Below are 22,545 nucleotides of genomic sequence, written 5' to 3'. Positions count from 1 at the left end.
TTCTTAATTTCACTTTATTTCATTTCTGATTGCCTGGGTTATTTACCCGAGACGGGCATTTTCTACTCGGTAATATCCGGCATGGTTCGCTGGGCAATTTCAAAGAACCGTTCCATAAGCCGGACAAACTCCTTTGCGTCCTTCTCTCCCATTTCGGTCAGTACACAAATCATATGGTTCCTCATTTGCTGCATAAATGTATGAATTCGTTCACGCCCCGCATCTGTGATCGTGACCAGAATATTGCGGCGGTTGGACGTATCAATCTCACGATGGATCTGCCCTTTTTTTTCAAGGGTTCCGAGAGCTACTGAAATTCGTGCCGTGCTGCTTCGCAGTGCTTCACTCAACTCAGAGGGAAGCGCAGGTGAAGCCTTTTCAAAAAGATACTTCAGAATAAAAAGCTCGCCCTTTCCTGAACGATTAAAATCTTCCATAAATTTACCGCGGGCCATCAAAGCATCTAATGCATTAACCGCTTCCTCAATAGCGTTCAATTTATTCATCTCCTTTTATGTTTTGTAGTATTAATAATTAATACTGTTAACAGTATACGCTGTTTGTTTTAATTTATCAATAGGGTTCTGAAAAAAATTTTAACTGCTCTTTTTTGAATTATCAATGCTGAAGGAGATTTCCAACAGGCCATGCATTATTTGAATAAACCGGATAAGAAGCCGCCTTGCATTTCCTCATCCGGAATTAAGCAGCCATGCTGCCCAATTGAAATTGACGGCTTGGTTTTACCATGATAATCACTGCCGCAAGTAACAAGTATATTATTATTTATTGCTGCTTTATAGAAATTAAAGGCCGCTGACGGTGAATGGTAGCTGCTGAAGGCCTCTATACCGTCAATTCCTTTTGAAATAATATCATTCAGTATTTTACCATTGTCTTTCAGGGAAGCGCCGGGATGTGCGAGAACGGCTTTTCCCCCGTTTTCATGAATGATTTCAACAATGTGCTCCAAGGTTGGGTAAACCATTTCAACATAGCAGGGTTTCCCCTGGGAATAAAAATCCCAGTAGAAATTCACATACGGATTATCACTTCTGGACTCACCGGGACGATAAGGCAGAAGTAATTTATGATTTTTATACTCATGTTTATTTAACAGTACTTCCGCAAACATTTCCCCGGTCCATCTGTCATTCCAATACATATTTTCAGTCAAAGGGGACATATCGTCTCTGCTGATGCCGAATCCGAGCTTTTGAGTGGCAAGCAGCATTTTGTAAGACACTTCAGAACTTTGTTTTGTTATATCGTTCTCGATTATTTCAAAATCAGGACTGTTATAATCGATTCCATATCCCAATACATGGAGATTGGTACCATTAAAAGTACAGTCGATCTCCACAGCGGGAATATAAGTTATTCCTGCTGCCAATGCCATGTTTTGTGCCTCCCCATTTGCTCTTACACAATTGTGGTCGGCAATTGCCATAATTTGAATATCATTATTTTTGCATTTTTTAACCAGTTCCTGGGGGCTGACTTCCCCATCATCACTATAGCAAGAGTGCAAATGCAAATCAATGGCACTTTTCACAAGACAGTCCCTCCTTTATTATTTATAGATAATCCTGTACATCAAATTCTTTATCTCCTCCATATAGCTTATAATTTATAAATTAAGGTATAGTGTATCAATCATTTTAAGAGCTATCTGTCTGATTCCGGCTTCGAAATCAGTATTTAAATCTGTTGATGTAATAATTTCCGGAAGCATGATTTTTTCTGCGGCCGACAGACTTTTTTCATGGATGATCCCAGCTATTGAATCAGCTGCTTTTTCTCCATAAAGGACAATGGTATCCGGATTGAACATACACTGAAATGCCTGTATGGTTTTTATCTTTATATTTTCCATATCTGCAGGATTGTAATCAAAGGATTCCCAGTCTATACCAAATGGGAGATATTTTATTTCTCCGGCCAAACCGTTTCTCCCCTTGTAAATATCACCGTTCAGGTGGATTCCGGCTCCAGGTGGGTATTTGCCGGGAAAGTAGAGTCCAATGACACATTTATTGCTGGGGACATTATTCTGATGGCAGTAGCCAATTACAGCCGCATTTATATCATTTTCTATGTGGGCCGGCAAATGAAATTTTTCATATATATGTCCTGAGAGGGATTGTTCCTTCAATTCTTCATAATCGCTTATGACAAGCCTTTGATTCACCTCCTCACCCGGAATACCAAAACATATTGCTTTGATTTGAGGATATTTGGAAATAAGATGTTCTATAATGGAGTCGAAGCTGTCAATACTAACGTTGGATAAATTTTGCTCGATTCTTTCTATCACCTCTCCCCTCAAATCGGTAACACAATAAAAAGCTGTATCCTGCCCCTTGTATTCATGCATAAAAATTGTCAAAGCCAGGCGGAATTTACTGTTATACCTGAATAATGCCGCCGGACGTCCGCCGTCGGAATTCAATATTGTGTCGGTATGCAGCTCGCCTGTATCCAACAAGGTATTTACCAGGGAATTTACGGTTACCACACTGAGACCTGTAATTTCGGCCAGCTGGGGTTTGGTGGCAGTACCTGCACCTTTTAGGGCACTGCGCACTTTATTTAAATTAATTTCTTTTATAATATTGCCGTTACCTTTTTGATTCATATTTAGCTCCTCTACAGTATAATAAAGGTACTTTATAAATCTAATTTATAAAGTACCTTTATTATATTTCTTTTCAAAAACATTGTCAACATTACGGGAATTCTTAATACAAATACTATTGCTTTCAATTTTAGGTTCGGTTATCATAGATATATAAGTGATTGCAAGACCTGATAGATAAGAATGTTGAGGGGATGGATTTTAATGACAATAAAAAAGCAGTATCAATCCGATATTGATAAAATTATGGTCAAACGTTATGACAACGGCGATGATTATTGGACCACTTCCGACAGACGTCTGATAAAAGGAAGTCCGTTTTCTACCCTTAACTGCGCATATATGCTGTCAGAAATGGGAATGGATGGTTCCGAACCTGTATTGAAAGAGACAGCCGACCTGATCTTAAGTTCATGGCGTGAAGACGGACGATTCAAGCTGACCCCTCAAGGTGCAATATATCCCTGCCATACTATTAATGCAGCCAGAACCCTCAGCCATTTGGGATATTCTTCTGACTGCAGGCTCAAGAAAACCTTTGAGCATCTCCTGGAAATTCAGCACAGCGACGGCGGCTGGCGGTGCAATAAGTTCAGCTTCGGCAGAGGCCCTGAGACGGAGTTTTCAAATCCTGGTCCGACGTTGGCGGCGCTGGATGCTTTTAGATTTACTCATTATTTAAACTCGGCTGAAGCTCTTGATAGAGCTGTAGAATTTCTGCTTGAGCATTGGGAAACCCGTATACCGCTCGGCCCTTGCCACTATGGAATCGGTACGCTTTTTATGCAGGTTACCTATCCGTTTTTCAGTTATAACCTTTTTTTCTATGTTTACGTTCTATCTTTTTATAACAGGGCAAAAAAGGACGGAAGATACCTCGAGGCACTGGGAGTTTTGCAATCCAGATTAAAAAGCGGCAGTATTGTAGTGGAACGGCCCAATCAGAAGCTGGCAGGGCTCACCTTCTGCAAAAAAGGGGAACCGAGTGACCTGGGGACTGAGCGTTACCACGAAATATTAAAAAACCTTGAACATAAATATGATTGAGATAATATTTTCAATCAATCAGCTTAATTTTTTCAGTGAAGCTGTCTTTGGTGTCTTCAAAAAAATTATACTTATTCTTGTAAGGTGAATATGTGACCACTTGAAGTAATCCGGATTCGGGGTGAAAATTGAGATATCTTAAATATCCGTCTCCTCCATGCGGTGCTTTTTGATAATCCGACAGTATTTCTATTACCTTTCTAGTGCTTCCATCGGTATTTATAACAGTTTTTATCCTTCTGACAGCACAATGGTTATGCCCGCATAAAATCATAATCACATTGTTGTTTTTTGAAATTATGCGGTTGAATACGTTGTGAGCAACGTAAGTCAGGGAGGAATTGCAGTTGAGATATTCGTGCATGGCTAATATGGCGGTCCGGCCGGAATATTTTTTCAGAATATTATTTGACCATTTGATGGTTTCTTCAGTAATATTTGTACTATAGTCCAGATAAAGAATAATAAAATCATGGCCGCCAAGGGTTATTAAGTCATAATGGTTGAGATTGTTACTCATGTTTCCTCCGTACCATGATTTGGCTTTAAAGCGTGATTTTCCAAAATATTTATTGTAGATTTCATAATTCAATCCATTAATTGACACGTCATGATTTCCTGCAAGGACGCCGTAAGGAACATTTGCAGTATCAAGCTTTTTAAAATTGCGGTCGACAACCTCCCACTGCCTAATATCGCTCGCAACATTTACCAGATCGCCGGTATTGATTACATAACCAAAAGAACCTTTCTTATATTCTTTGACAAGCCAGTCACCCAGGAAATCGAATATTTCAGGATAGGACTCGGCGTAATATTGCGTGTCGGTAAACCACACCATTGAAAAAGGTTTTTCATTGATTATTCTTTTTCCCTGTTCTGCTGTTTGACTATTACTTTTAACACCGCGGATATCACTTATCTGTGCAAATGTGATGTCAGAGTAATTGTTCATCATTAGGAAAACAGCCGTTAAAACAGCAAGCAACCGCCTTTTCATTTCCTCACCCACCTATAATATACTTAATTAATTGTCACTATTATTTTGAGTAATATTACTGGCGGCATACTTGAAATTAATAGAAAAATTTTTACGTTTCTTGTTGTCCTTATGCGCTTGCGCTTATTGCCACGGTAAAGATTTTTTCAATCAGGGACAGTGCACCCTTATACCCCACATACGATCTTGAAAGAACTACTTCATACGAGGACGGAAAGCCTATTTCAACTATATTACCCTTTAATTCTTTTGCGATATCCCTGTCCCAGGTAGTTCCAAAGATAATGGCGGGCTTTTCGGCTGCTGTACGCAGTGCTTCTTCAATCAGATAGCCGTCTTCCAGAAATTCAACCTCCAGATTCACATCGTGGTCAATATGTCTGAACTCTTGGCGGATTTGTTCCTTATATTCCTCGGGAGTGTTTTCAGTTATGATTTGTTTTACTGAAATAAGCCCCAGCTGCTTAACAAGAAATTTTGTGATGGATAAGCTGTAGATACTGTCGCTGACGACGGCAAACCTGGCAGGTACACCCCACCAGTATTCGGAATAGAAATCGGAGAAATCCTCCACATATTTGTAATAGCTCTCTTCCTCTTTAGTGATAAATTCTTCTGTTGATTTGGAATTCAGACCGGCGAACTTTGATACCTTGCGCAGGAATTCAGAGGTCTCCAAAGCGCCTATGGGAATGGCAGGAATATGCAGGTACGGCTGATTGTACTTGTCCTGAAGATGTTCCGCAATTCCGAGCCCTACCCAGGGCGATATTACCAGGTTGAAAGCCGCTTTGGGAATATCCAGCCATTCAGTGACACCTTTGGAGTCGTGCCCGAATAAAATATTTACCTTCAGTCCGATTCCTTTCAGGATTCGTTTGATCTCGCCCAGATCGCCGCGCCAGTACGTATTTTGATAGGGCACCTCTGTCCAGACATTTACAGTGTTTTTAATTTTATTTCCCGAATAGTCACCTATAAATTGATCTATAATAGCACGCACCACAGTTTCATGACCAACCAGGTTGTTTCCGTGAAAACCGCCGGTTTCGGCATAAACGATGGGCACACCTTTCTGCTGGAACTCACTGACGACAGAAGGTATATCATCCCCAACTATGTCCGGAATACAGCCGGTAAGCACAACAAACAGGTCGGCAGCCATGATTTTGGTGGAAGCCTGTATCAGCTCTCTCAGCCTGTTGTCTCCTCCGAATACCACTTCGTTTTCAGAAATATTTGCGCTTGGAGGCACTGCTCCGCCGCTGTAGCCTCCGCCCTGAAAACCGTTATAAAATGCAAGACTCACATACTGCTTATCGGCACAGCCGGGCCCGCAGTGGGTTATGGGTATCACCCCTGGTATGGCGGCAGCAGTATGTGTTGCTCCTATTGCGCAGCCGTAGCGCGGACGGCTTATGGAATTTGTTTTTGTATCCTCAAGTAAAGACATCTGATTTCCTCCATTTCATATAAATAATGTCTGCTATAAAATCAATCCCGTTCATAAAATAAAACTCGTGCATATAATCTGCATGTAATGTAATCTTGTATATAATCAATCCTGATAGATCAGCCGGGGGTTTCTTGCGACAATATAGGGATCTGTCTGCTCAAGCCACCACTTGGTATAGGGCAGTTTGACATGTTTTGAAAGGTCCTCATGAAACTTTCTCCGCTGCAGGATTTCCAGGATGGCATTGCCAAGATTTACAATTCCGTCATAACCTACGGCAATATGCTCATCGCCCAGCGGAGCAGCAGGTATTCCCAGCCTTGAGGCAAGAGGAGCAAGTCCGTTGTGCCGTATGAGTATAAAGTCCGGATTTACTCTTTTTAGAAGAGCATAAAATTGGTGCTGCTGTCTGTTGCTGACACTGAAATTTTCTACATCCCCGTAGTTATCCACCAAAAAGGCCAGGGAGTCCTGAGCCGGGTCTTCACTGTCATAGATGGGATCATGATGGAATACCAGGGAGCCGTTTACCTCAATCCCAAGTTCTCTCATAACGGCTATCAGACCGTGGGAATATGCGGAACCTGTGGCTACATAGCCCTTTTTACCCTTCAGTTTGAGCTTTAGAGCAGCTATGAGGGGCTTGATCCGTGCATGTTCCTTTTTTATATATCTTTCGGCCGGTTCTTCACGGTGAGTCAGCTTTGCAAGTCCCCGGAGCCATGCATCGGTGCCTGCGATTCCATAGGGCTGCGGAGCCTTTAACTCCGGCACACCGAAATTCTGCTCCAGCCCCTGGGCAAGATAGGAGGATAACGTGTTGCAGAAGCCGACTGTGGCAGCCGCCTCCGACATTTGTGCCAGATCCTCCACCGTTGCCATATCAATTACATAATTCACGCGCAAGTTCAATTCTTTCAGCATGGGGGTAAAAACGTCCGAACCCCAAAGATTGATCACATTGACCAGATCTTCCTGCTTTTTTGGATTTTTTCTCACTATATCCCTTAAAATCCCATGCTGTGTGGAATCAAATCCTGTACTCCAATGCTTTGACCTGAAACCCTCGCAGTGGAGCGGCACAACCGGAAGCCGGTGCTGCTCGGTATATTCGGCGGCTACACTGTCTATGTCGTCACCGATAATACCAGTGGAACATGAAGTTCCGATAAATACAGCTTTTGGATTGTAACGTTCAATGACATCATCCAGAGTTTGCTTAAGCTTTTCAATACCACCAAAGACCATATCCTTTTCAAGGAGGTTGGTCGATACTATTTTCAGATTTTCCACCGGCAGATTCCTCATGGCAAGTCCGTTCCTGTAAATGGAGTTGTATATGGTCTGGCTGACGGCACAACCAATTGGAGAATGTTGTATGAGCACCGCATCACGGACGTTTCCGGCCTGACACTCAACCATCTGCTCACTGCAGACCGAGCCCTGCGTAAAAGGTCCTCTCACCTCACACAGCTCACATGTTTTCCCCTTTCTTCCGGTACATTTTCTGGCATACCCCGATTCTTCGGCGAGACTGTCGGCATTGCCATCCCAGCCTATGATGGTACCAAGCCGCTGTTCGCGGCTTTCTACAGCAGTTGCAGCCAAATTGATTCTTTTCACTAAGATTCACTCCTTACATTTAAGAATAGTTTTTCCAGTAAATAAAAAGACTGTTTATAAGTACTTGATATACTCAAAACAGTCTCTGATAAATTCAGTCAACTTCATTATTGAATTTTTGCAGTTCAATAATACCAATTTACATTTTGATTTAAATTTTTGTTTAAATCTTGTAAAGTGTAATAACGTTATAATTAAAAATATATTATGCATATATATTTAATATGTTAATATTAGCATACAATATTTTTTTTGTAAATCCAAAATTTTTAATAACATTATTAACGTGAAACTCAATCAGCTGTGGGATAGCCGAATACAATCCTGTCAACCTTACTTTCTTTTATCAGTAAAACCAATGCCTGTGCTTTTACCGGTTCATCAGATTTATGCGGGTCTGCATAGACTATCATGGCTTTTTGATAATTATTATACATATCAGCCGGTTTATGGCTGGTCAAAATATGTTTTATATCGTTTAATTCATAGGTATCTTCAATCTTTTTTTCGGTATCCTTTTCCTCAGCTCCCAGGTTGTAGATATTGCGGTCTCCGAATCGGTCCGTCACTTCCTTGACAGTCATTCCCACTTTCAGGCCGCAGTCAAGTGCCTGACCATTACCTGTTAAATCAAATCTAAAGGTTGTATCGGTTTCGGAAGGCTGTTTTTTAGGTTGGTAACCTGAATAGAATTCCAATTCCATACCGGGATATTCTGCAATATGGTAATATTCAAATGTATCCGGGCCGTCGGCAGGAGAATTTATTTTGCAGGTCCGCATATGGGCCGGAAGTCCAAACGATTGCACCAGCTTTTTATATGTAATATTCAGTAAAGGTTTTTTGCCGCTGCAAATATCGGACATTGCAAAGCCCCATTTGACTGTTCCGTCAGGCGCATTTATATTCAGTAAAAGGTTCTTTTCATCATCTTCTGCATTCTCGGGAGCAGCAGCCATTTCCCGGCTGTTTGGCGGGGTGCTGTCCTTTTTGCCAATTTCAACAAATTTATTTTTTTCTTTGTCGATTCTGAAATTATCTTGTCCGCAGCCTGTCATGCCGTCTAATATAAATATTAATAAAAACAAAAATAAAAATCTTTTCAATTTCACAGCCTCATTTCAATTTGTCAGGTAATTATTATTTTCCTTAAATGTATACTAATGGAAATATTATATTATACAGGTATAAAAAAATCTATTATTTTACAAGAAAATTTGCTGCGCTCATTTTTTAGTGTTAATTGACTCTTGTAAAAGTTATAAATTCCTATACGCAAAAAAAGTACCAGCCTGAATATAAACGGCTGGCATTTTCAAAATCATATAAAATCAAATAACATATAATATAAACAATATAAATAGAAAAAATGGAGTGAATTTTTCTATTTTTTGAGTTGAGCGGGTTTGACAGGCATATTCTTAAATACCGGTTTTTTGTTCAGGGCTGTTTTCATCCTGCTTGTATGAAGCAAAATCAGGTCTGCATATGTAGTTGAATAATTTTTTGATAGCTGCCGAATATCCGCCGTCCCAGTCGCTGAAGGTACCTTCGCTGGCAAGGTTCAAACTGCTCTTGCCGGCCTGGCTGACCTTGACGGAGGCTTTGTGGGGGCCCTTGCTTCCACTGGAATGCGCATACAGGATGGTGTCTCCGGAAACCTCGTACACTATACCGATATGTCCTCCTCCATCAAAGCGTATGTAATCCCCGGGACGTACTTCTGAAAAGGTTGTTATTTTTTTGCTGCATTGGGAGGAAGTCATGTTTGCTGCACTGACTCCCCAGTGAAGTACATTGTCAGTAGGAATTTTAAACACCTTTTTGTAATATTGTACTGCCAGGCCGTTGGTAGCAGCGTTTATAACCTGTAATACAAAGCCGGAACAATCAATCCCGGACGCCTGGGGATTTGCCGATACTTTTTCCTGAAGTTTGGGATCGTCGGCAGTCAATCCAAGCTTTTGCATATTTTTATCCATTTCTTCCACAGACCATTTTCCCTTGCCGGAATCCCCTCCCCATTGATAGGGCAGCTGTATCTTCTTACTTTCCTTGCCGGACTTGTCGGTATACTTGAAATCGACATAGCTGCTGATCTTATCTTTTAGCACATCAATGTTTATTGCTCCGTTATCGCTGTTTTTCTCCTGAGCTTTGTCCTGGGTTTTGTCCTGAGTCTTGTTCTGAACTTTATGGGGCTGAGGTGAACTTTTATCAGGTGCCGGTATTTTCAGTTTTTGGCCCGGATATATACGGTTTATATCCTTAATGTTATTCAGGTTCTTAAAAGCTTCAACAGTGGTATGATATTTTTCTGCGATTTCACCAAGTGTGTCACCGCTCTTTACTGTGTATAAACTTTTACTTTCCTGAAGTTCCTTTAAAAATTGGCTTGTTGCACTGTTGCCGATGGTCTTCTGCAGTAAATTAATATCGTTGTATGCAAGAGAACCCGGGTTGGTGCGGAGCCTTTGCATAATATCAAAGGGGTTGGTCTGCTTTACAACTGTTTTGCTGGAGGAAGCAGTCTTTTGGGGCGTTTTGTTGGCTCCTTCAGCCCGGGTTTGTTCATTCTCTTTGGACTGTAAACTTGTATACATATCAAAGTCTCCTTTAATTAACGCTTTCAAATAATAAGTAATATTAAAAGGGAGTTATACAACCTATATGTTTTGCCAATGGACAAAAAGGGCGGTGTGAAATAAAAAGAAGTATAATTCTGTCTTTGACAAAATTATACTTCTGATGTTTGGGACTATATAAATTTGAATCTAATCCAGTATCAATTAAAAGACTTTAAATTCGGAGAAGCTGGCCCAACAACCGTCCTCCAGGCCTGTTACCGTTACTTTGACATATCTGATGTTACTTATGTTAAAGCTGTCTTTTTTTGTCTGTACAGCCGTGTTATTTCCTGTATTGTCTACGGCTGCCGTCCAGTTTGTGCCGTCGGCCGAAACTTCAATCCGGTACTTGTATACCTTGTTCTTTTCCCAGGTGATTTCAGTACCTGTCAGGTCCAGGTTGCTTCCAAGGTCTACCTGCCACCAGTGATTAACATTTCCGTCTGCTGCACACCACCGTGTGTCAAGGTTTCCGTCATTTCCGTTTTGAGCGGAGTTGCCGTTTTCCTCACTGTCCGAAACAGCACTCCTGCCCAGAGCTAAATTGTCTGTTGACGGCTGCTGTGTGGAAATTGTCACAGGCAGGGACTGGGGTGAACTGTTTCCGGCAGCATCATATGCCGATACTGTATAGGTATATGATGTATTTGCGGCAAGACCTGCGTCGGTATAAGTTGTGCCGGAGGTCACAGTTTGAATCAGGCTGCCGTTCCGGTATATCCTGTAACCGGCTACACCTGTGTTATCTGTGGAAGGTCTCCAGTTTAAAACCACCTGGCTGGATGAAACGGCTGAGGCACGCAGGGTGTCCGGAGTTGAAGGCGCCTGTGTATCAACATCGGTGCAATACAATTGACTCTTGGGAACAATTTGCTTTGTCTGGCTGGGGCTTGACCAGAAGAGTTTTGCCTCCGCTTCGTTGGTCTTATCAAAATATTCATATTTTATATCATATTTCTGTCCGGCTGTAAGTGTAATAGTACCGCTGCTTTCGGCAGAACTGTGTTCCCTCCAGTCGTCGATTATCCTGGTTCCGTTTATCCATAGCCTTGCACCGTCGTCAGAAACCGTAGTGAATGTGTATGTTTCCGAATACAAGGGCTGTATTTGTCCTGTCCAGCGGACAGAAAACTCATCTGCGCCCATTGAGGGTATGGGGGCATTTTTCCACCAGTTAAAGTTGATATTTTCATCCACTCTTTCCTTTATCAGGTTGGTGAAATCAATATTGTCATAGTACTCACCTTTGAGTCCGTTGCCTGTACCCAGCGGGACCTGGGGTGTGGAAGTGCGGGTTGTTGCCGCTGCACTTGAGCTCTTGTTTGAGCTGTTACCCTCAGCATCAAAGGCTGCAACCTGGTAGGTGTATGTTGTATTTGCAGCCAGGCCGGTATCTGTAAAAGTCGTTGTGTTATTTACCGTTCCTGCCAGGACACCGTTTCTGTAAATCCTGTATCCTGCAACACCTGTATTGTCTGATGAGGCATTCCAGGTCAAAGTGATTTGATTTGCAGAGACAGCCGAGGCCCTGAGCCGTTCAGGAACTGTGGGCGCCTGTGTGTCTGTGCCGGAAGTTGTTCCAGAAGAATAAAGCTGGCTTTTAGGAACGATTTGTTTTGATTGACTGGAGCTTGACCATTTAAGATTAATTTTTCCTATATCACAATTATTATAGTACTCCAGTTTTATGTCATACTTCTGTCCCGCAGTCAGATTAATGTTTCCATTATTCTCCGTTTCGCTATGGTCACACCAATTGTCGATAAGTTTTACGCCATTAACCCATAATCTGACGCCGTCGTCTGATGTTGTGTAAAATGTATATGTTTCTGAATACAGTGGTTGAATTTGTCCAGACCACCTGATGGAAAATGTCTCTTTATCTATTCTTGAGTCAGGTGAGCTATTTTTCCAGTAATTATCTACCGTGCCGTCGGTACGCGTAAATCTTAAGTCGGTTAAATCCTTATTGTTATAGTATTCGGCCTTAAGTCCGTTACCATTTCCGTACCAGTCATCGTCGCTGTTTGAACGCGGAGTTGTCACATAGGCAAACTCACTGTGATTTGAATAATTACCAGCCGCATCGTATGCTACTACCGAGTAAACATAAGTGGTGCCGGCAGATAATCCTTTATCCCTGTAGGATGTGCCGTTTGATATATCGTCAACCTCATAGCCGTTTCTGTATATTTTATAGCCTGCTATTCCCACATTATCATAAGAGGCATTCCAGTTCAAAGCAACTTCGTTGGGGACCGGAGCGGTTATTTTAAGGCTGGTGGGAGCTGTAGGAGCTTTTGTGTCAACATTGGTATTTGTGCCTCCACTGCCAAATACCTTGAATTCGGAGAAACTTGCCCAACAGCCTGATTCCAGGCCTGTAACGGTAATTCTTACATACCTGGCCGAATTTGCACTGAAGCTGTCTGTTTGAACCTGCTGCTTGCTGTAACTGTTGGTCTTATTAACTTTAAGAGTCCAGTTGTAGTTATCGGGAGAAACTTCTATTTTGTACTTATATGCCTTATTTGGCTTTTCCCATGTTACCTGTGAACCGTTGATGTTGTAGAGGGCTCCCAGATCTACAGTCCACCAGTGGTTTATGGAGCTGTCGGATGCACTCCAACGGGTTGAAGTATTTCCGTCATTACCCTTGTAGGCCGGATTTTCAGATTGCTGGCTGTCGGAAAAGGCACTTTTGTTTAATGCTATATTGCTTTGAGCGGCATCGGTTGAAAAAATAGTTGCCCTGTCGGCTGTAATATTAGTTCCTTTGGATTTGCTGTTTTTAGTTCCTGTAACGCGCACCTTCAGTGTATGCTGGCCCGGTTTCAAAACAGGACTTGTGTATACTAAAACATTGTCCGCTCTCTTGGAAGAGTAAAAATCAACATTGGTTTCCCGTCCGTTGTCGATTGAAACAGCGGCAATACCGTGATTATTCGAGGTTGCTCCATAAAGCTTTATCTGTGTGCCTTCAAATTTTACCTTATAATAAGCATTGCGGCTCGAGGACCAGTGATTATCCTCCAGATATGCATTTGCCTGGGTTCCGTAATTCCATTTTCCGCTGTAATTAAACTGGCCCAAGCCATTGCCTTTAGTATTGTCATTGATGCTGGTGCTTCCGTCATCATCAATGATAATGGCACCGGCACCTTCGTTAATTTCGGCATTCTTTCCCAGTACTTCGGCTATAAATTTTATCAATACTATTGTTTGATTTTTCTTGTTGCTTGTCAGAACACTGTTTTTGATTTCAAAACCGTTAACCTTTATTTTATTGTTGTCAAGATTCATAATCAGAGTAATGTTACCGTCTGTTATTGTAACAATGTGTGTTTTGCTGTTCCAGTTGACATTTGCCCCAAGGCCTTCCTGAACAGGTTTTACGGGTAATACAAAATTTTTGTATTTAATGGTATCCCCATCGTTGACAGAGTACTCCCGGCCGTTGATAAAAATTGATGTGGACCCATCCTTGTACTTTTGTTTTAACTTTAATATCTGATTAATAATTTCCTGGATATATTGCTGATCATAGTAATCATAGTTCCTGTCATCTCTGCTGTAGTTATTAAGTATTGCCTGTAATGCGTTTATGGCATTTTCATACTCGTCGTTATAATTATTAAACTTTTTGTCATTGCCATTTCCGTTACCATTAGTGGCAAAAACCGCTGTTGATGACAATAACAGCACGCATGCCAATAAGATACACAAAAATTTCTTCATAATTTTTAACCTCCAAATAAAATAAAAAAATATAATTCAGACTTAAATTTAAATCCTGTTGATTTTATTATATTCTATTTTCACTGTTAAATAATGGAGGTTAATTAAATATAATACTATTGTAAGTTTTTTGTAATAGTACTTACATTTTACATCGGGCAAAAAAGTGATGAAACCCGGATTTTATGCAATACTCCAGCCTTCGGCCTGCTTTCTTATGGCATGGAACCGGCTATATATGCCATCTTCTGTCAAAAGCTGCTCATGTGTTCCCTGTTGAACTATTCTGCCTCCGTCCAGTGCCAGAATCTGATCGGCATTCTCTATGGTCGCCAACCTATGAGCTATGACTATGATGGTTTTCCCATGGGTTAAAGCACTGATGGCCTCCTGGATATAATGCTCATTTTCGGGATCTACACTTGCAGTTGCTTCGTCCAGTATGACAACAGGTGCATTTTTCAGGATTGCGCGGGCGATGGAGATACGCTGCTTTTCACCTCCCGACAGGGTCGAGCCTCCTTCGCCCACCATGGTATTATAACCATCCGGCAAATTAGTAATGAAGTCATGACAACGTGCCTTCCTGGCAGCTTCGATAACTTCCTCCATGGCAGCGTCAGGTTTTCCGAATTTGATATTATTAACAATTCGGTGTCTCCGATGGATACGCTCCCCGAGTCCGCATCATAGAATCTTGCAATGAGGCTGCAGATGGTGGTTTTACCGCTTCCGGACGGCCCAACTATTGCGGTTGTCGTATTTTGGGGTACGTTAAAGGTGACGTTATCAAGTATGGTACGTTTATCATAGGAAAATCTGACGTCCTTCATTTCAATGCTAAAATTCTTAACTTCAATGTCTTTTCCCTTGCTGTCAATAAATTTTGCCTGCCATTCTTATGATAGTACCTTTCACTGTTCTTCACTACTCCATAAAGGAGATAAGCCCTCCATTCAGACAATTGATTTCCGGTAATCTGCCGGAGTTGTTCCAATAACCGATTTGAAAGCGGCAGAAAATTTGCTGGCATTTTCGTAGCCCATTTGCATGGCTATTGAAGTAACACTGTCCTTTAAATTTCCCATCCCACCGACTGGGACTGAATTGTCCATAATTTCTTAAACAGACCGCTTTTCTCAATCAATGTTTCAAAGGTGCCTTTCTCCGACACTCTTCCAGCGTCCATTACAATAATATGGTCTGCGTTTTTAATGGTTTTTAATCTGTGGGCAATAACAATGACTGTCCTGCCTGCAATCAGTTCTCCTATTGCCTTCTGGACCTCCACTTCGTTTTCGGGATCCAGTGAAGCGGTTGCCTCGTCCAGAAGGATGACCGGAGCATTTTTCAGCATGGCACGGGCTATGGAAATACGCTGCTTTTCTCCTCCGGACAGAGTGCAGCCCCCTTCCCCTACCATTGTGTCAAAGCCCTTCGGCAGCTTCATTATAAAATCGTAGCAGCAGGCTTTCCTGGCGGCGGCAATGACCTCCTCCTGGGAGGCATTCTCCTTGCCGAACCGGATATTATTGCCTATGGTATCCTGAAACAGATAGACATCCTGGAATACCATGGATATTTTCTGCATCAGCCTTTCAGGGTCCATGGAAGCTTCGTCAACACCTCCAAAGGTGACTTTTCCGCTGCCGGGGTCATAAAATCTTGCGCAAAGCTTGAGCACAGTACTTTTACCGCTGCCCGACGGACCGACCAGAGCTGTCATTGTCCCCTGCTTCATGGCAAGTGACACATTGTGGAGGACATCCTTTTCTCCATATCCGAAAGAGACATTCTGGAAAACAATATCGGTGCCTCCCCGGGGAAAGTTTGTCCCTCCCATTTCTGGCTCGTTCATCAGGTTGAGAATCCTTTCACCGGCCCTCTCGTCATAGCGGAGTTCTGCAAATTTCATAAGAGCCGAGCTGAGAGGATCGTATACACGTGAACCGATTACGAGAAACATTACAAAGGTCAGCAGATCAAGTTCACCGCCTATCAGAAGATAGGAACCGGTCAGTATCATCAGAGTGAGCCCTGCGCGGATCAAGGTAATTGTCAAAAGCAGAACGGGACCGGACAGCGCTTCAAAACGGATACTCTCTTTCATCTGTTTGCGGAAGGAAGCTTCGAGACGTTCAAACTTTTCACCTGTCATGTTATAGGCCTTCATCACGCGGATTCCCAGAAGATATTCCTGCAAACGGTTTCCTGCATCCAGCTTTGACTTCATCTGCCTGTCGGCCATACGCTTGTTGACCCTGGTATTGAGCCAGAGAATCACTATTGCCGCAGGCAGGGCAATAAACATTGCCAAAGACATCTGCCAATTGATAAAAAGCAGTGAAACGAATGCCAGTACCGGCATGACAAGTGCACCGAAAAGCTGCGGTACTATATGGGATACTCCGGTCTCAACCAGTGTAAAGTCCCCCATCATCATATTTGCGAGATCGCCGGGGTCACGTGAGGTTATGTATCCCAGCGGCAGCTTTCTGAGATGTTCGGCAAGATTTGCCCTGCCTGAGGCCGAAATGTCGTAGGCATCCCGGTAACTGTGGCGGTAGGCAGGTTTTTCGGCAAAGAACATAATTATCATATATGCGAAAAGTGTGCCGATAATTATCCAGAGCCTGCCTCTATCAAGGCCTTTCCCAGGATAAGCAAATGAATCGAAAATTATTCTTACTGTTTCTATTGAAAGCATAAAAGGGATTACGTTCACAATATTGGACAGGAGTGTGAAACCTATGGGCTTTATTAATTTTCCGGGCTGTCCTACGGTAATATTACGGAATATTTTCATGCCTTGACACCTCCGATGTTTAATGACCACTCATAGGCGCTGTTATAGGCATTCCACATGCGCCTGTAAAGACCGTCCTTTTCCACCAGTTCGGAATGAACACCCGTCTGGTTGATCCTGCCGTTCTCCAGGACTATTATCTGGTTTGCATTTTTAATGGAAGAGAGCCTGTGAGCTATCATAATTACTGTTTTATCCTTGATAAGCTCTTTAAGAGCTATCTGCATCCTATATTCATTTTCCGGATCGGCAAAAGCCGTGGCTTCATCCAATACGAGAATGGGTGCATTTTTTAATATTGCTCTTGCTACTGAAACACGTTGTTCCTCACCGCCTGAAAGAAATACTCCGCCTTCTCCTATCAGGGTGTTATAACCGTCGGGAAGACTCTGAATGAACTCATGGCACTGGGCGGCTCTGGCAGCTGCGTATACCTGCTCGTCGGTGGCAGCTGGATTTCCTACCCTGATATTTTCAAACAATGTATCATAAAACAGGAAGGTATCCTGAAAAACAAAGGATACGGTGTTCATTAACTCTTCGGTGGGAATATCCTTGATATTTACACCGCCGATTTTGATTTCGCCCTCGGTTACATCCCAGAACCTGGGAATAAGATTTGCTACAGTGGATTTACCGCCTCCGGAAGGCCCTACAAGAGCCGTGATCTGTCCCGCTTTTGCCGTAAAGCTGATATTTGACAAAGCTTCCACCCGTGTTGTCTCCGCCTTGTTCTCATAGGCAAAGCTCACATTTTCAAACACGATGTCATGCCCCCTGGGTCTTTTGGGAGAAGACGCCTCCTTTATTGGTTCCTGGCTGTAAATGGCATCCAGGCGGCTCACTCCCTCGAATATTTCTCTTGTTCCGGAGGCCAGCATTGTAAACTTGTAAAGCGGTGCTGACGCACCGGGCACCATGATGATAAAGAAAAGGTAGACCAGCGCAAAGGCCATGTTGCTCGGATCTTTACTGAGCGTTAAAAGTCCCACCGGCAGTATGAAGGTCAGAAAGGAATTTAAAACCACCGTGAAAACAGCCATGCCGTTTTCGAATTTATCGCAATAATTCACTGCCCAGTTTCTATATTCATACAAATCATCATTGAAACGCTTGAAGGAATGAACAGTCTGTCCGAAAATCTTTACAACGGGAATACCCCTGACATACTGTATGGCAGAAGCATGTATCCTTTCGAGAGAATCAAAATATGCCTTCATAGTCCCCTGTGCTTTCTTTCCGAACATCATGGTCATCTGCAGGCCTGTTCCGAGAAAAAATGCAATAATAACTGTAAGAGCCATCCAGCCGTTCAATCTGAAGAATATTATAAACATTATGACAACCGTTGCAGCTGCGTTAACCAGATCAGGAATGGTATGTGCCACAAACAGCTCCACCCTGTCCACATCCTGCTCAAGATTCTTTTTGACTGTACCCGTTGCCGTATTGTTTAAAAATCCAAGGGGAAGCTTGCCTATATGTCTTGCCAGACCCATTTTTATACCGTATAAAATCCTGAAGGCTGCAACATGGGAGAATATAATGGAAGCATATAGGATCAGCAGGCCTCCGATGAGGCCCAGAAATGCTATCCATCCCCAATGTGTCATATAGTCCCTGTTGACTGCAGAGAGATTTCCCGCATTCTTCAAAAGCTCTTCAAGTATCCTGTAAACTGATAAAAACGGAACCAGCATGCAGGCTGCACTGATTGATGACAATATTCCTGAAACTATCAGCAGGCCTTTTTTTTCGCCCGCTATTTGAAAAAGACGTGACAGGCCTGTTTTTTGCTTTTTATGTTGTTCCATAAAGTACTCCTTTCAAAATATATGGTGGTTAGTGTATGCTAACCACCATATATTATAAATCCTGCGCTTCATTTTCTCTGCTCCGGTTGGGTCAAATATGCTCCAAAAAGACAAGAATCAGCTTGCAGTGTTGTTTCTGTATTCCAAAGGACTCATTCCGATGACTTCCTTAAATGCGGCTGCAAATTTGCTGGAATTCACATATCCCACTTTTCCTGCAATTGAGGATATGCTCTCTCCGCTCCGGCGCAGCATTGCGGCAGCGGCTTGCATCCTGTAGGAACGGATAAAGGCATAGACGGAGGTTCCGAATACCCCCTTAAAGCACAGCTTCATTGCCGTCAGGGGAATATCAAAGCGTACGGACAGCTCCTCCAATGTATAATGGTATTCAAGATTTGATACCATATATTCTTTGATCGCTTTTATGCTGTCAACCTGACTTTTTTGAAAATACCGGCGCCGTTCAAGAATGACAGACACGTCCACAACACTGAGAAATAACAGCAGCTCCAGTACCTTCAGCTTGAAATACCCTTTCTTTATCTTATCTGGTACTTTATACAGCTCTGAAAAAATATGCTCCACCGAATCGGTAGCCCGCATTATAAAACACCGGTTATTGGCACACAACCTGTCACGCAGGTCGTACAGATCAATGGAAATATCGCTCAAGACCCGTGAAATTGAACGGGCTGCCTCGGGAAGCTCTATCACCACTGAAACGCCATGGTAATGCTCCAGGGGAAAGCAGGAATTTCTTGCCTTGACTCCCAGCATATTTACCGAAAGGTCCCCTTCCTCCAGATAGACGCAGGAGCCGTCGCAGAAATCGCATTCAAAGCGGCCCTGCCTGCAGTGATTGATTTCCATTATGTCTTCGCAGGTGTGTGTATTATGAAAACAGTCGTCGGTATGAAAATCGTTATATATGAGTTCTACGCCCGGAAAAACCTGATAACAGGTCATTATGCCGTCTCCATAATCACCGGACATTTTGTATACCGAGCAATCCCCGGATTGGGATACCAGTGATATTTCCGAACTGTAGTAATCTTTTTCCCTGGTAAGGATACTCATGTTGACCTCCCTATATTTTCATCCCCTTGGCATATACTGAAATTCCAGTCGTTACCCTGTGGTTAGCAATAACTAACTACTGTTTAATATTATCATCCCTGTGAATCATTGTCAATCGGGGTGCTGTCAACAGGATATACTGTCAATATGGATATACATAGTCGTATTCAGGTTTTTGGGCATTGGAAACATTATCTGCGATTATTATTGCAGTCTGCTCCCCTTTATAATCGATGATTTTAATAGTTCCCTCGACTTTCACCCAGCTGTCCTGTTTTAATTCCGGTGCATTTTTATACCTGCACAGCAAGCCGACAGGCTGCAAATCGGCAGTACAGCAGGCCATCATAAGGCGGGCCGGATAAAATTCATTTTTGGAAAGCTCCTTGCCTTTTAACACAAAGCCTATGACCTGAATTTTCTTTCCCTGGTACTTTTGCTTATTGTCATAAAGCTCCTGCAGCCATTTGACAAAATTATTGTCATCCATAACTATGGTGTCGCCATCCAGCTTTAATTGGGATGAATATACATCATCGTCCGGCTGCTCCTGTGTTAAAGGAATGCTTGTATCCTGGGCCTGCCATGTACTGTCTGTGTCGGCAGCGGCCGCATTTGAAGCATTGTTTACATTTATACCGGTACCGGCTTGCTGGGATAAATTAACATCGCCCAGGGCTATTGATTTTGTGTCCAGAGGTTTTGCCTGGATGACAAATGCCGATACCAGCGGTATCAGAAAGAACAGGTAAATACCGATATTGGCCTTTCTTTGGGGCTTTAAGACATCGGGTATATAAAAAAGGGCAATTACCACCAGTGCCGCAATACCGAATTTAACATATGGAATTATACGTGGATTTACATATAACAGCGCTTTCCCCGTTGCGATAATCATTGAAAAGAAAAACGCAAACCCCAGCAGAATTACCAGTTTAAAAAGTGCTTCTATATTTATTTTATTTGATCTGACTATTAGCATATTAACCTCCCAAGCCATTATTATGGCTTTGAGCCGCAATAGCGGCCACAAAACTGTAATGAAATTTGTTCTCTCCTCATCCGCTATAAGGCGAATAAGGGAGGTTAAATGGCTGTCATAAACCGAAGAACACTATTGAAAAAAATGACAGGATTATAAATGTAAAACTGAATATCAGAAAAACGAGCTTGGCTACAAATCTTTTTTTAAAATTACCAAGAAGCATTAAAACATTTTTAATATCTATCATTGGCCCCAGTACCATAAAGCCCATGACCGATGCCATGGGAAACTGGTTGACAAAGGTTCTGGCAATAAAGGCATCCGAGGTGGAGCAGACCGACAGTACAAATGCCGAAAGCAGCATAATGATTATTGAAGCTGCCGCCCCTCCGCCTATCTTTAATAGTATATCCTTTGGCAGAAAGGTTTGAACAAGACTTGATAAAAATGCCCCCACGATAATAAAACGTCCCACTTCAAAAAATTCCGAACCGGCATGCTTGAATACAGCCTCAATTTTCGAAGCGGGTTTTTTTGAAGCACCGGTGTTGCAGTAGCCGCATTTGCAGTTAACTGCAGCAAGTCTGTTTAAGGTTATTTGTTTTTCTTCGGGAAAAATCCAGAAGGTCAGCCCCACTATCACTGAAATAATAATTCCAAGAATAACTCTGTAAATTGCGACCGATGGCTGCCCGGGAAATGCATAAAAGGTGGATGCTATGGAAAGCGGACTCATAAGAGGAGCTGCCAGCATAAAGGCCACAACGGTCGGAACCGGAACCCCTTTTTTCTCCAGCCTTGCCGCAACAGGGACAACAGCACAGTCACACACCGGAAAAAGCAAACCCGCAAAAATTGCTGCAACAAAACCCAGCCCCATTTTCTCAGGAAACAGTTTGACAATTGTTTCATTTGATATTAAAACCTGGATTACGGAGGATGCTATTACACCGAACAGTATAAAGGGAAAAGCCTGTATGAGTATGCTTATAAATATGGTGTTCAGTGCTTGAAATCTTGAAAGGTTAATATTTATCAATTCAAAGTTGGCCGCCTTCAGAACCGATACCGACAAATAACAAAGCACAAGCAGGCAGAATGTAAAGAATGCCACATCTGAGAGCTTTAGCTGTTTAGTCTGTTTTTCAATATATAATCCTTCGTTTCCTTCCTGGGCACCTGGTCCGGTATCACCGGCAGTTCTTGCAATTTTGGCGGTGGGATTGACAGTTTTCAGGAGCTTTTCCACAGCCTTAAGCCGGCTTTTGGTAAAATCCGATGAATTATTTACAACAATCACATCTGAGCTGGCAATCTGTTCTGTCAGGATTGCTCCCATATTATCGATGAAAACTTCAAAAGTCTGGGCATCAATGGTATGCACAATATTATGTATGACACAATTTTTTTGTATTACCGGTTTCTGCAGATCCTCCAGCAGCTTTTCGGTACTTTCCGTGCCGTTATGCTCGATTATTATGCTGTGAGGCCGGTATTTTTTAAGAATATCTTCAATTAATTTAAGTACTGATTTTTTTGTTCTTTCCCATTTGATTATATGTACATTGCTATTGCATTCAAAAGCGTTGTCAATTTCCGATTCTCCCTGTTCACACTGGATTATGACAACTTTTTCATCGGATAAATCCAGGTTGTCCAGCAGACCGTTTATGTATATAGTTTTACCTGACCCCAAAAAACCGGTTATGATGTACAGTTGAGTTTTCATGA

At 42.4% G+C, this 22,545-nt stretch carries 16 protein-coding genes and 1 pseudogene; 1 reads left to right on the top strand and 16 read right to left on the bottom strand.

Annotation, left to right across the window (positions count from 1 at the left end; genetic code table 11):
* Positions 1-62: 62 nt before the first annotated feature.
* The 3 genes from T344_RS0124430 to T344_RS0124420 form a co-directional block, all read right to left on the bottom strand.
* The gene (locus tag T344_RS0124430; protein ID WP_027630882.1) at positions 63-506 is read right to left on the bottom strand and encodes a MarR family winged helix-turn-helix transcriptional regulator; all 444 of its coding nucleotides are present in this window, start codon (positions 504-506) and stop codon (positions 63-65) included.
* A gap of 146 nt (positions 507-652) precedes the next feature.
* Positions 653-1,555 carry a PHP domain-containing protein gene (locus T344_RS0124425; protein WP_027630881.1) on the bottom strand — a complete coding sequence of 301 codons (903 nt, stop codon included), beginning with the start codon at positions 1,553-1,555 and terminating at the stop codon, positions 653-655.
* Between the two features lie 75 nt (positions 1,556-1,630).
* Positions 1,631-2,638 carry an ROK family protein gene (locus tag T344_RS0124420; RefSeq protein ID WP_027630880.1) on the bottom strand — a complete coding sequence of 336 codons (1,008 nt, stop codon included), beginning with the start codon at positions 2,636-2,638 and terminating at the stop codon, positions 1,631-1,633.
* 204 nt (positions 2,639-2,842) lie between these two features.
* Here T344_RS0124420 and T344_RS0124415 point away from each other — a divergent pair, with 204 nt between their 5' ends.
* A complete protein-coding gene (locus T344_RS0124415; RefSeq protein ID WP_027630879.1) occupies positions 2,843-3,685 on the top strand; it encodes a prenyltransferase in 843 nt (280 codons plus the stop codon).
* Positions 3,686-3,695: 10 nt separating this feature from the next.
* Here the strand turns inward: T344_RS0124415 and T344_RS0124410 are convergent, their stop codons facing one another.
* The 13 genes and pseudogenes from T344_RS0124410 to T344_RS0124350 all read right to left on the bottom strand — a co-directional run bounded on the left by T344_RS0124410 (position 3,696) and on the right by T344_RS0124350 (position 22,543).
* Positions 3,696-4,685 carry a metallophosphoesterase gene (locus tag T344_RS0124410; protein WP_027630878.1) on the bottom strand — a complete coding sequence of 330 codons (990 nt, stop codon included), beginning with the start codon at positions 4,683-4,685 and terminating at the stop codon, positions 3,696-3,698.
* Between the two features lie 109 nt (positions 4,686-4,794).
* Entirely contained in the window at positions 4,795-6,138 is a 1,344-nt protein-coding gene (locus T344_RS0124405) for a nitrogenase component 1 (RefSeq protein ID WP_027630877.1), read from the bottom strand.
* A gap of 105 nt (positions 6,139-6,243) precedes the next feature.
* Positions 6,244-7,764 (bottom strand): nitrogenase component 1, encoded by a 1,521-nt coding sequence (locus T344_RS0124400; RefSeq protein WP_027630876.1) that lies wholly within the window; start codon positions 7,762-7,764, stop codon positions 6,244-6,246.
* 293 nt (positions 7,765-8,057) lie between these two features.
* The gene (locus T344_RS0124395) at positions 8,058-8,870 is read right to left on the bottom strand and encodes a hypothetical protein (RefSeq protein ID WP_027630875.1); all 813 of its coding nucleotides are present in this window, start codon (positions 8,868-8,870) and stop codon (positions 8,058-8,060) included.
* Positions 8,871-9,185: 315 nt separating this feature from the next.
* Positions 9,186-10,367, bottom strand: a complete 1,182-nt coding sequence (locus tag T344_RS0124390) for a LysM peptidoglycan-binding domain-containing protein (protein ID WP_027630874.1) — start codon at positions 10,365-10,367, stop codon at positions 9,186-9,188.
* Positions 10,368-10,553: 186 nt separating this feature from the next.
* Positions 10,554-14,129, bottom strand: a complete 3,576-nt coding sequence (locus T344_RS31795; RefSeq protein WP_027630873.1) for a PA14 domain-containing protein — start codon at positions 14,127-14,129, stop codon at positions 10,554-10,556.
* A gap of 183 nt (positions 14,130-14,312) precedes the next feature.
* Positions 14,313-15,019, bottom strand: a pseudogene (locus T344_RS30625) (ABC transporter ATP-binding protein); the annotation flags it as partial.
* 66 nt (positions 15,020-15,085) lie between these two features.
* Positions 15,086-15,217, bottom strand: coding sequence for a helix-turn-helix domain-containing protein (locus T344_RS30620; RefSeq protein ID WP_084331334.1), 132 nt, complete (start codon positions 15,215-15,217; stop codon positions 15,086-15,088).
* Complete coding sequence (locus tag T344_RS0124370; protein WP_027630871.1) at positions 15,205-16,935, bottom strand: ABC transporter ATP-binding protein; 1,731 nt, start codon at positions 16,933-16,935, stop codon at positions 15,205-15,207. The genes T344_RS30620 and T344_RS0124370 overlap by 13 nt, the downstream gene beginning before the upstream one ends.
* Positions 16,932-18,749, bottom strand: a complete 1,818-nt coding sequence (locus T344_RS0124365; RefSeq protein WP_027630870.1) for an ABC transporter ATP-binding protein — start codon at positions 18,747-18,749, stop codon at positions 16,932-16,934. Before T344_RS0124365 ends, T344_RS0124370 begins: the two co-directional genes overlap by 4 nt.
* A gap of 117 nt (positions 18,750-18,866) precedes the next feature.
* Positions 18,867-19,829 carry a helix-turn-helix domain-containing protein gene (locus T344_RS0124360; RefSeq protein WP_027630869.1) on the bottom strand — a complete coding sequence of 321 codons (963 nt, stop codon included), beginning with the start codon at positions 19,827-19,829 and terminating at the stop codon, positions 18,867-18,869.
* Between the two features lie 142 nt (positions 19,830-19,971).
* Entirely contained in the window at positions 19,972-20,811 is an 840-nt protein-coding gene (locus T344_RS0124355; protein ID WP_027630868.1) for a TIGR03943 family putative permease subunit, read from the bottom strand.
* Between the two features lie 115 nt (positions 20,812-20,926).
* Positions 20,927-22,543, bottom strand: coding sequence for a permease (locus T344_RS0124350; RefSeq protein WP_027630867.1), 1,617 nt, complete (start codon positions 22,541-22,543; stop codon positions 20,927-20,929).
* Between the last annotated feature and the right edge of the window lie 2 nt (positions 22,544-22,545).

The organism is Ruminiclostridium cellobioparum DSM 1351 = ATCC 15832, from assembly GCF_000621505.1.
GTDB lineage: Bacteria > Bacillota > Clostridia > Acetivibrionales > DSM-1351 > Ruminiclostridium > Ruminiclostridium cellobioparum.
Note: the sequence above shows the minus strand (reverse complement) of the source record. Positions and strands in the feature narration are given on the sequence as shown.

Excerpts from the sequence above, each read along its gene's own strand:
- T344_RS0124430 (WP_027630882.1), bottom strand. The coding sequence starts at position 506 with ATGAATAAATTGAACGCTATTGAGGAAGCGGTTAATGCATTAGATGCT.
- T344_RS0124420 (WP_027630880.1), bottom strand. The coding sequence starts at position 2,638 with ATGAATCAAAAAGGTAACGGCAATATTATAAAAGAAATTAATTTAAAT.
- T344_RS0124415 (WP_027630879.1), top strand. The coding sequence starts at position 2,843 with ATGACAATAAAAAAGCAGTATCAATCCGATATTGATAAAATTATGGTC.
- T344_RS0124410 (WP_027630878.1), bottom strand. The coding sequence starts at position 4,685 with ATGAAAAGGCGGTTGCTTGCTGTTTTAACGGCTGTTTTCCTAATGATG.
- T344_RS0124405 (WP_027630877.1), bottom strand. The coding sequence starts at position 6,138 with ATGTCTTTACTTGAGGATACAAAAACAAATTCCATAAGCCGTCCGCGC.
- T344_RS0124390 (WP_027630874.1), bottom strand. The coding sequence starts at position 10,367 with ATGTATACAAGTTTACAGTCCAAAGAGAATGAACAAACCCGGGCTGAA.
- T344_RS31795 (WP_027630873.1), bottom strand. The coding sequence starts at position 14,129 with ATGAAGAAATTTTTGTGTATCTTATTGGCATGCGTGCTGTTATTGTCA.
- T344_RS30620 (WP_084331334.1), bottom strand. The coding sequence starts at position 15,217 with ATGGGAAATTTAAAGGACAGTGTTACTTCAATAGCCATGCAAATGGGC.
- T344_RS0124370 (WP_027630871.1), bottom strand. The coding sequence starts at position 16,935 with ATGAAAATATTCCGTAATATTACCGTAGGACAGCCCGGAAAATTAATA.
- T344_RS0124365 (WP_027630870.1), bottom strand. The coding sequence starts at position 18,749 with ATGGAACAACATAAAAAGCAAAAAACAGGCCTGTCACGTCTTTTTCAA.
- T344_RS0124360 (WP_027630869.1), bottom strand. The coding sequence starts at position 19,829 with ATGAGTATCCTTACCAGGGAAAAAGATTACTACAGTTCGGAAATATCA.
- T344_RS0124355 (WP_027630868.1), bottom strand. The coding sequence starts at position 20,811 with ATGCTAATAGTCAGATCAAATAAAATAAATATAGAAGCACTTTTTAAA.
- T344_RS0124350 (WP_027630867.1), bottom strand. The coding sequence starts at position 22,543 with ATGAAAACTCAACTGTACATCATAACCGGTTTTTTGGGGTCAGGTAAA.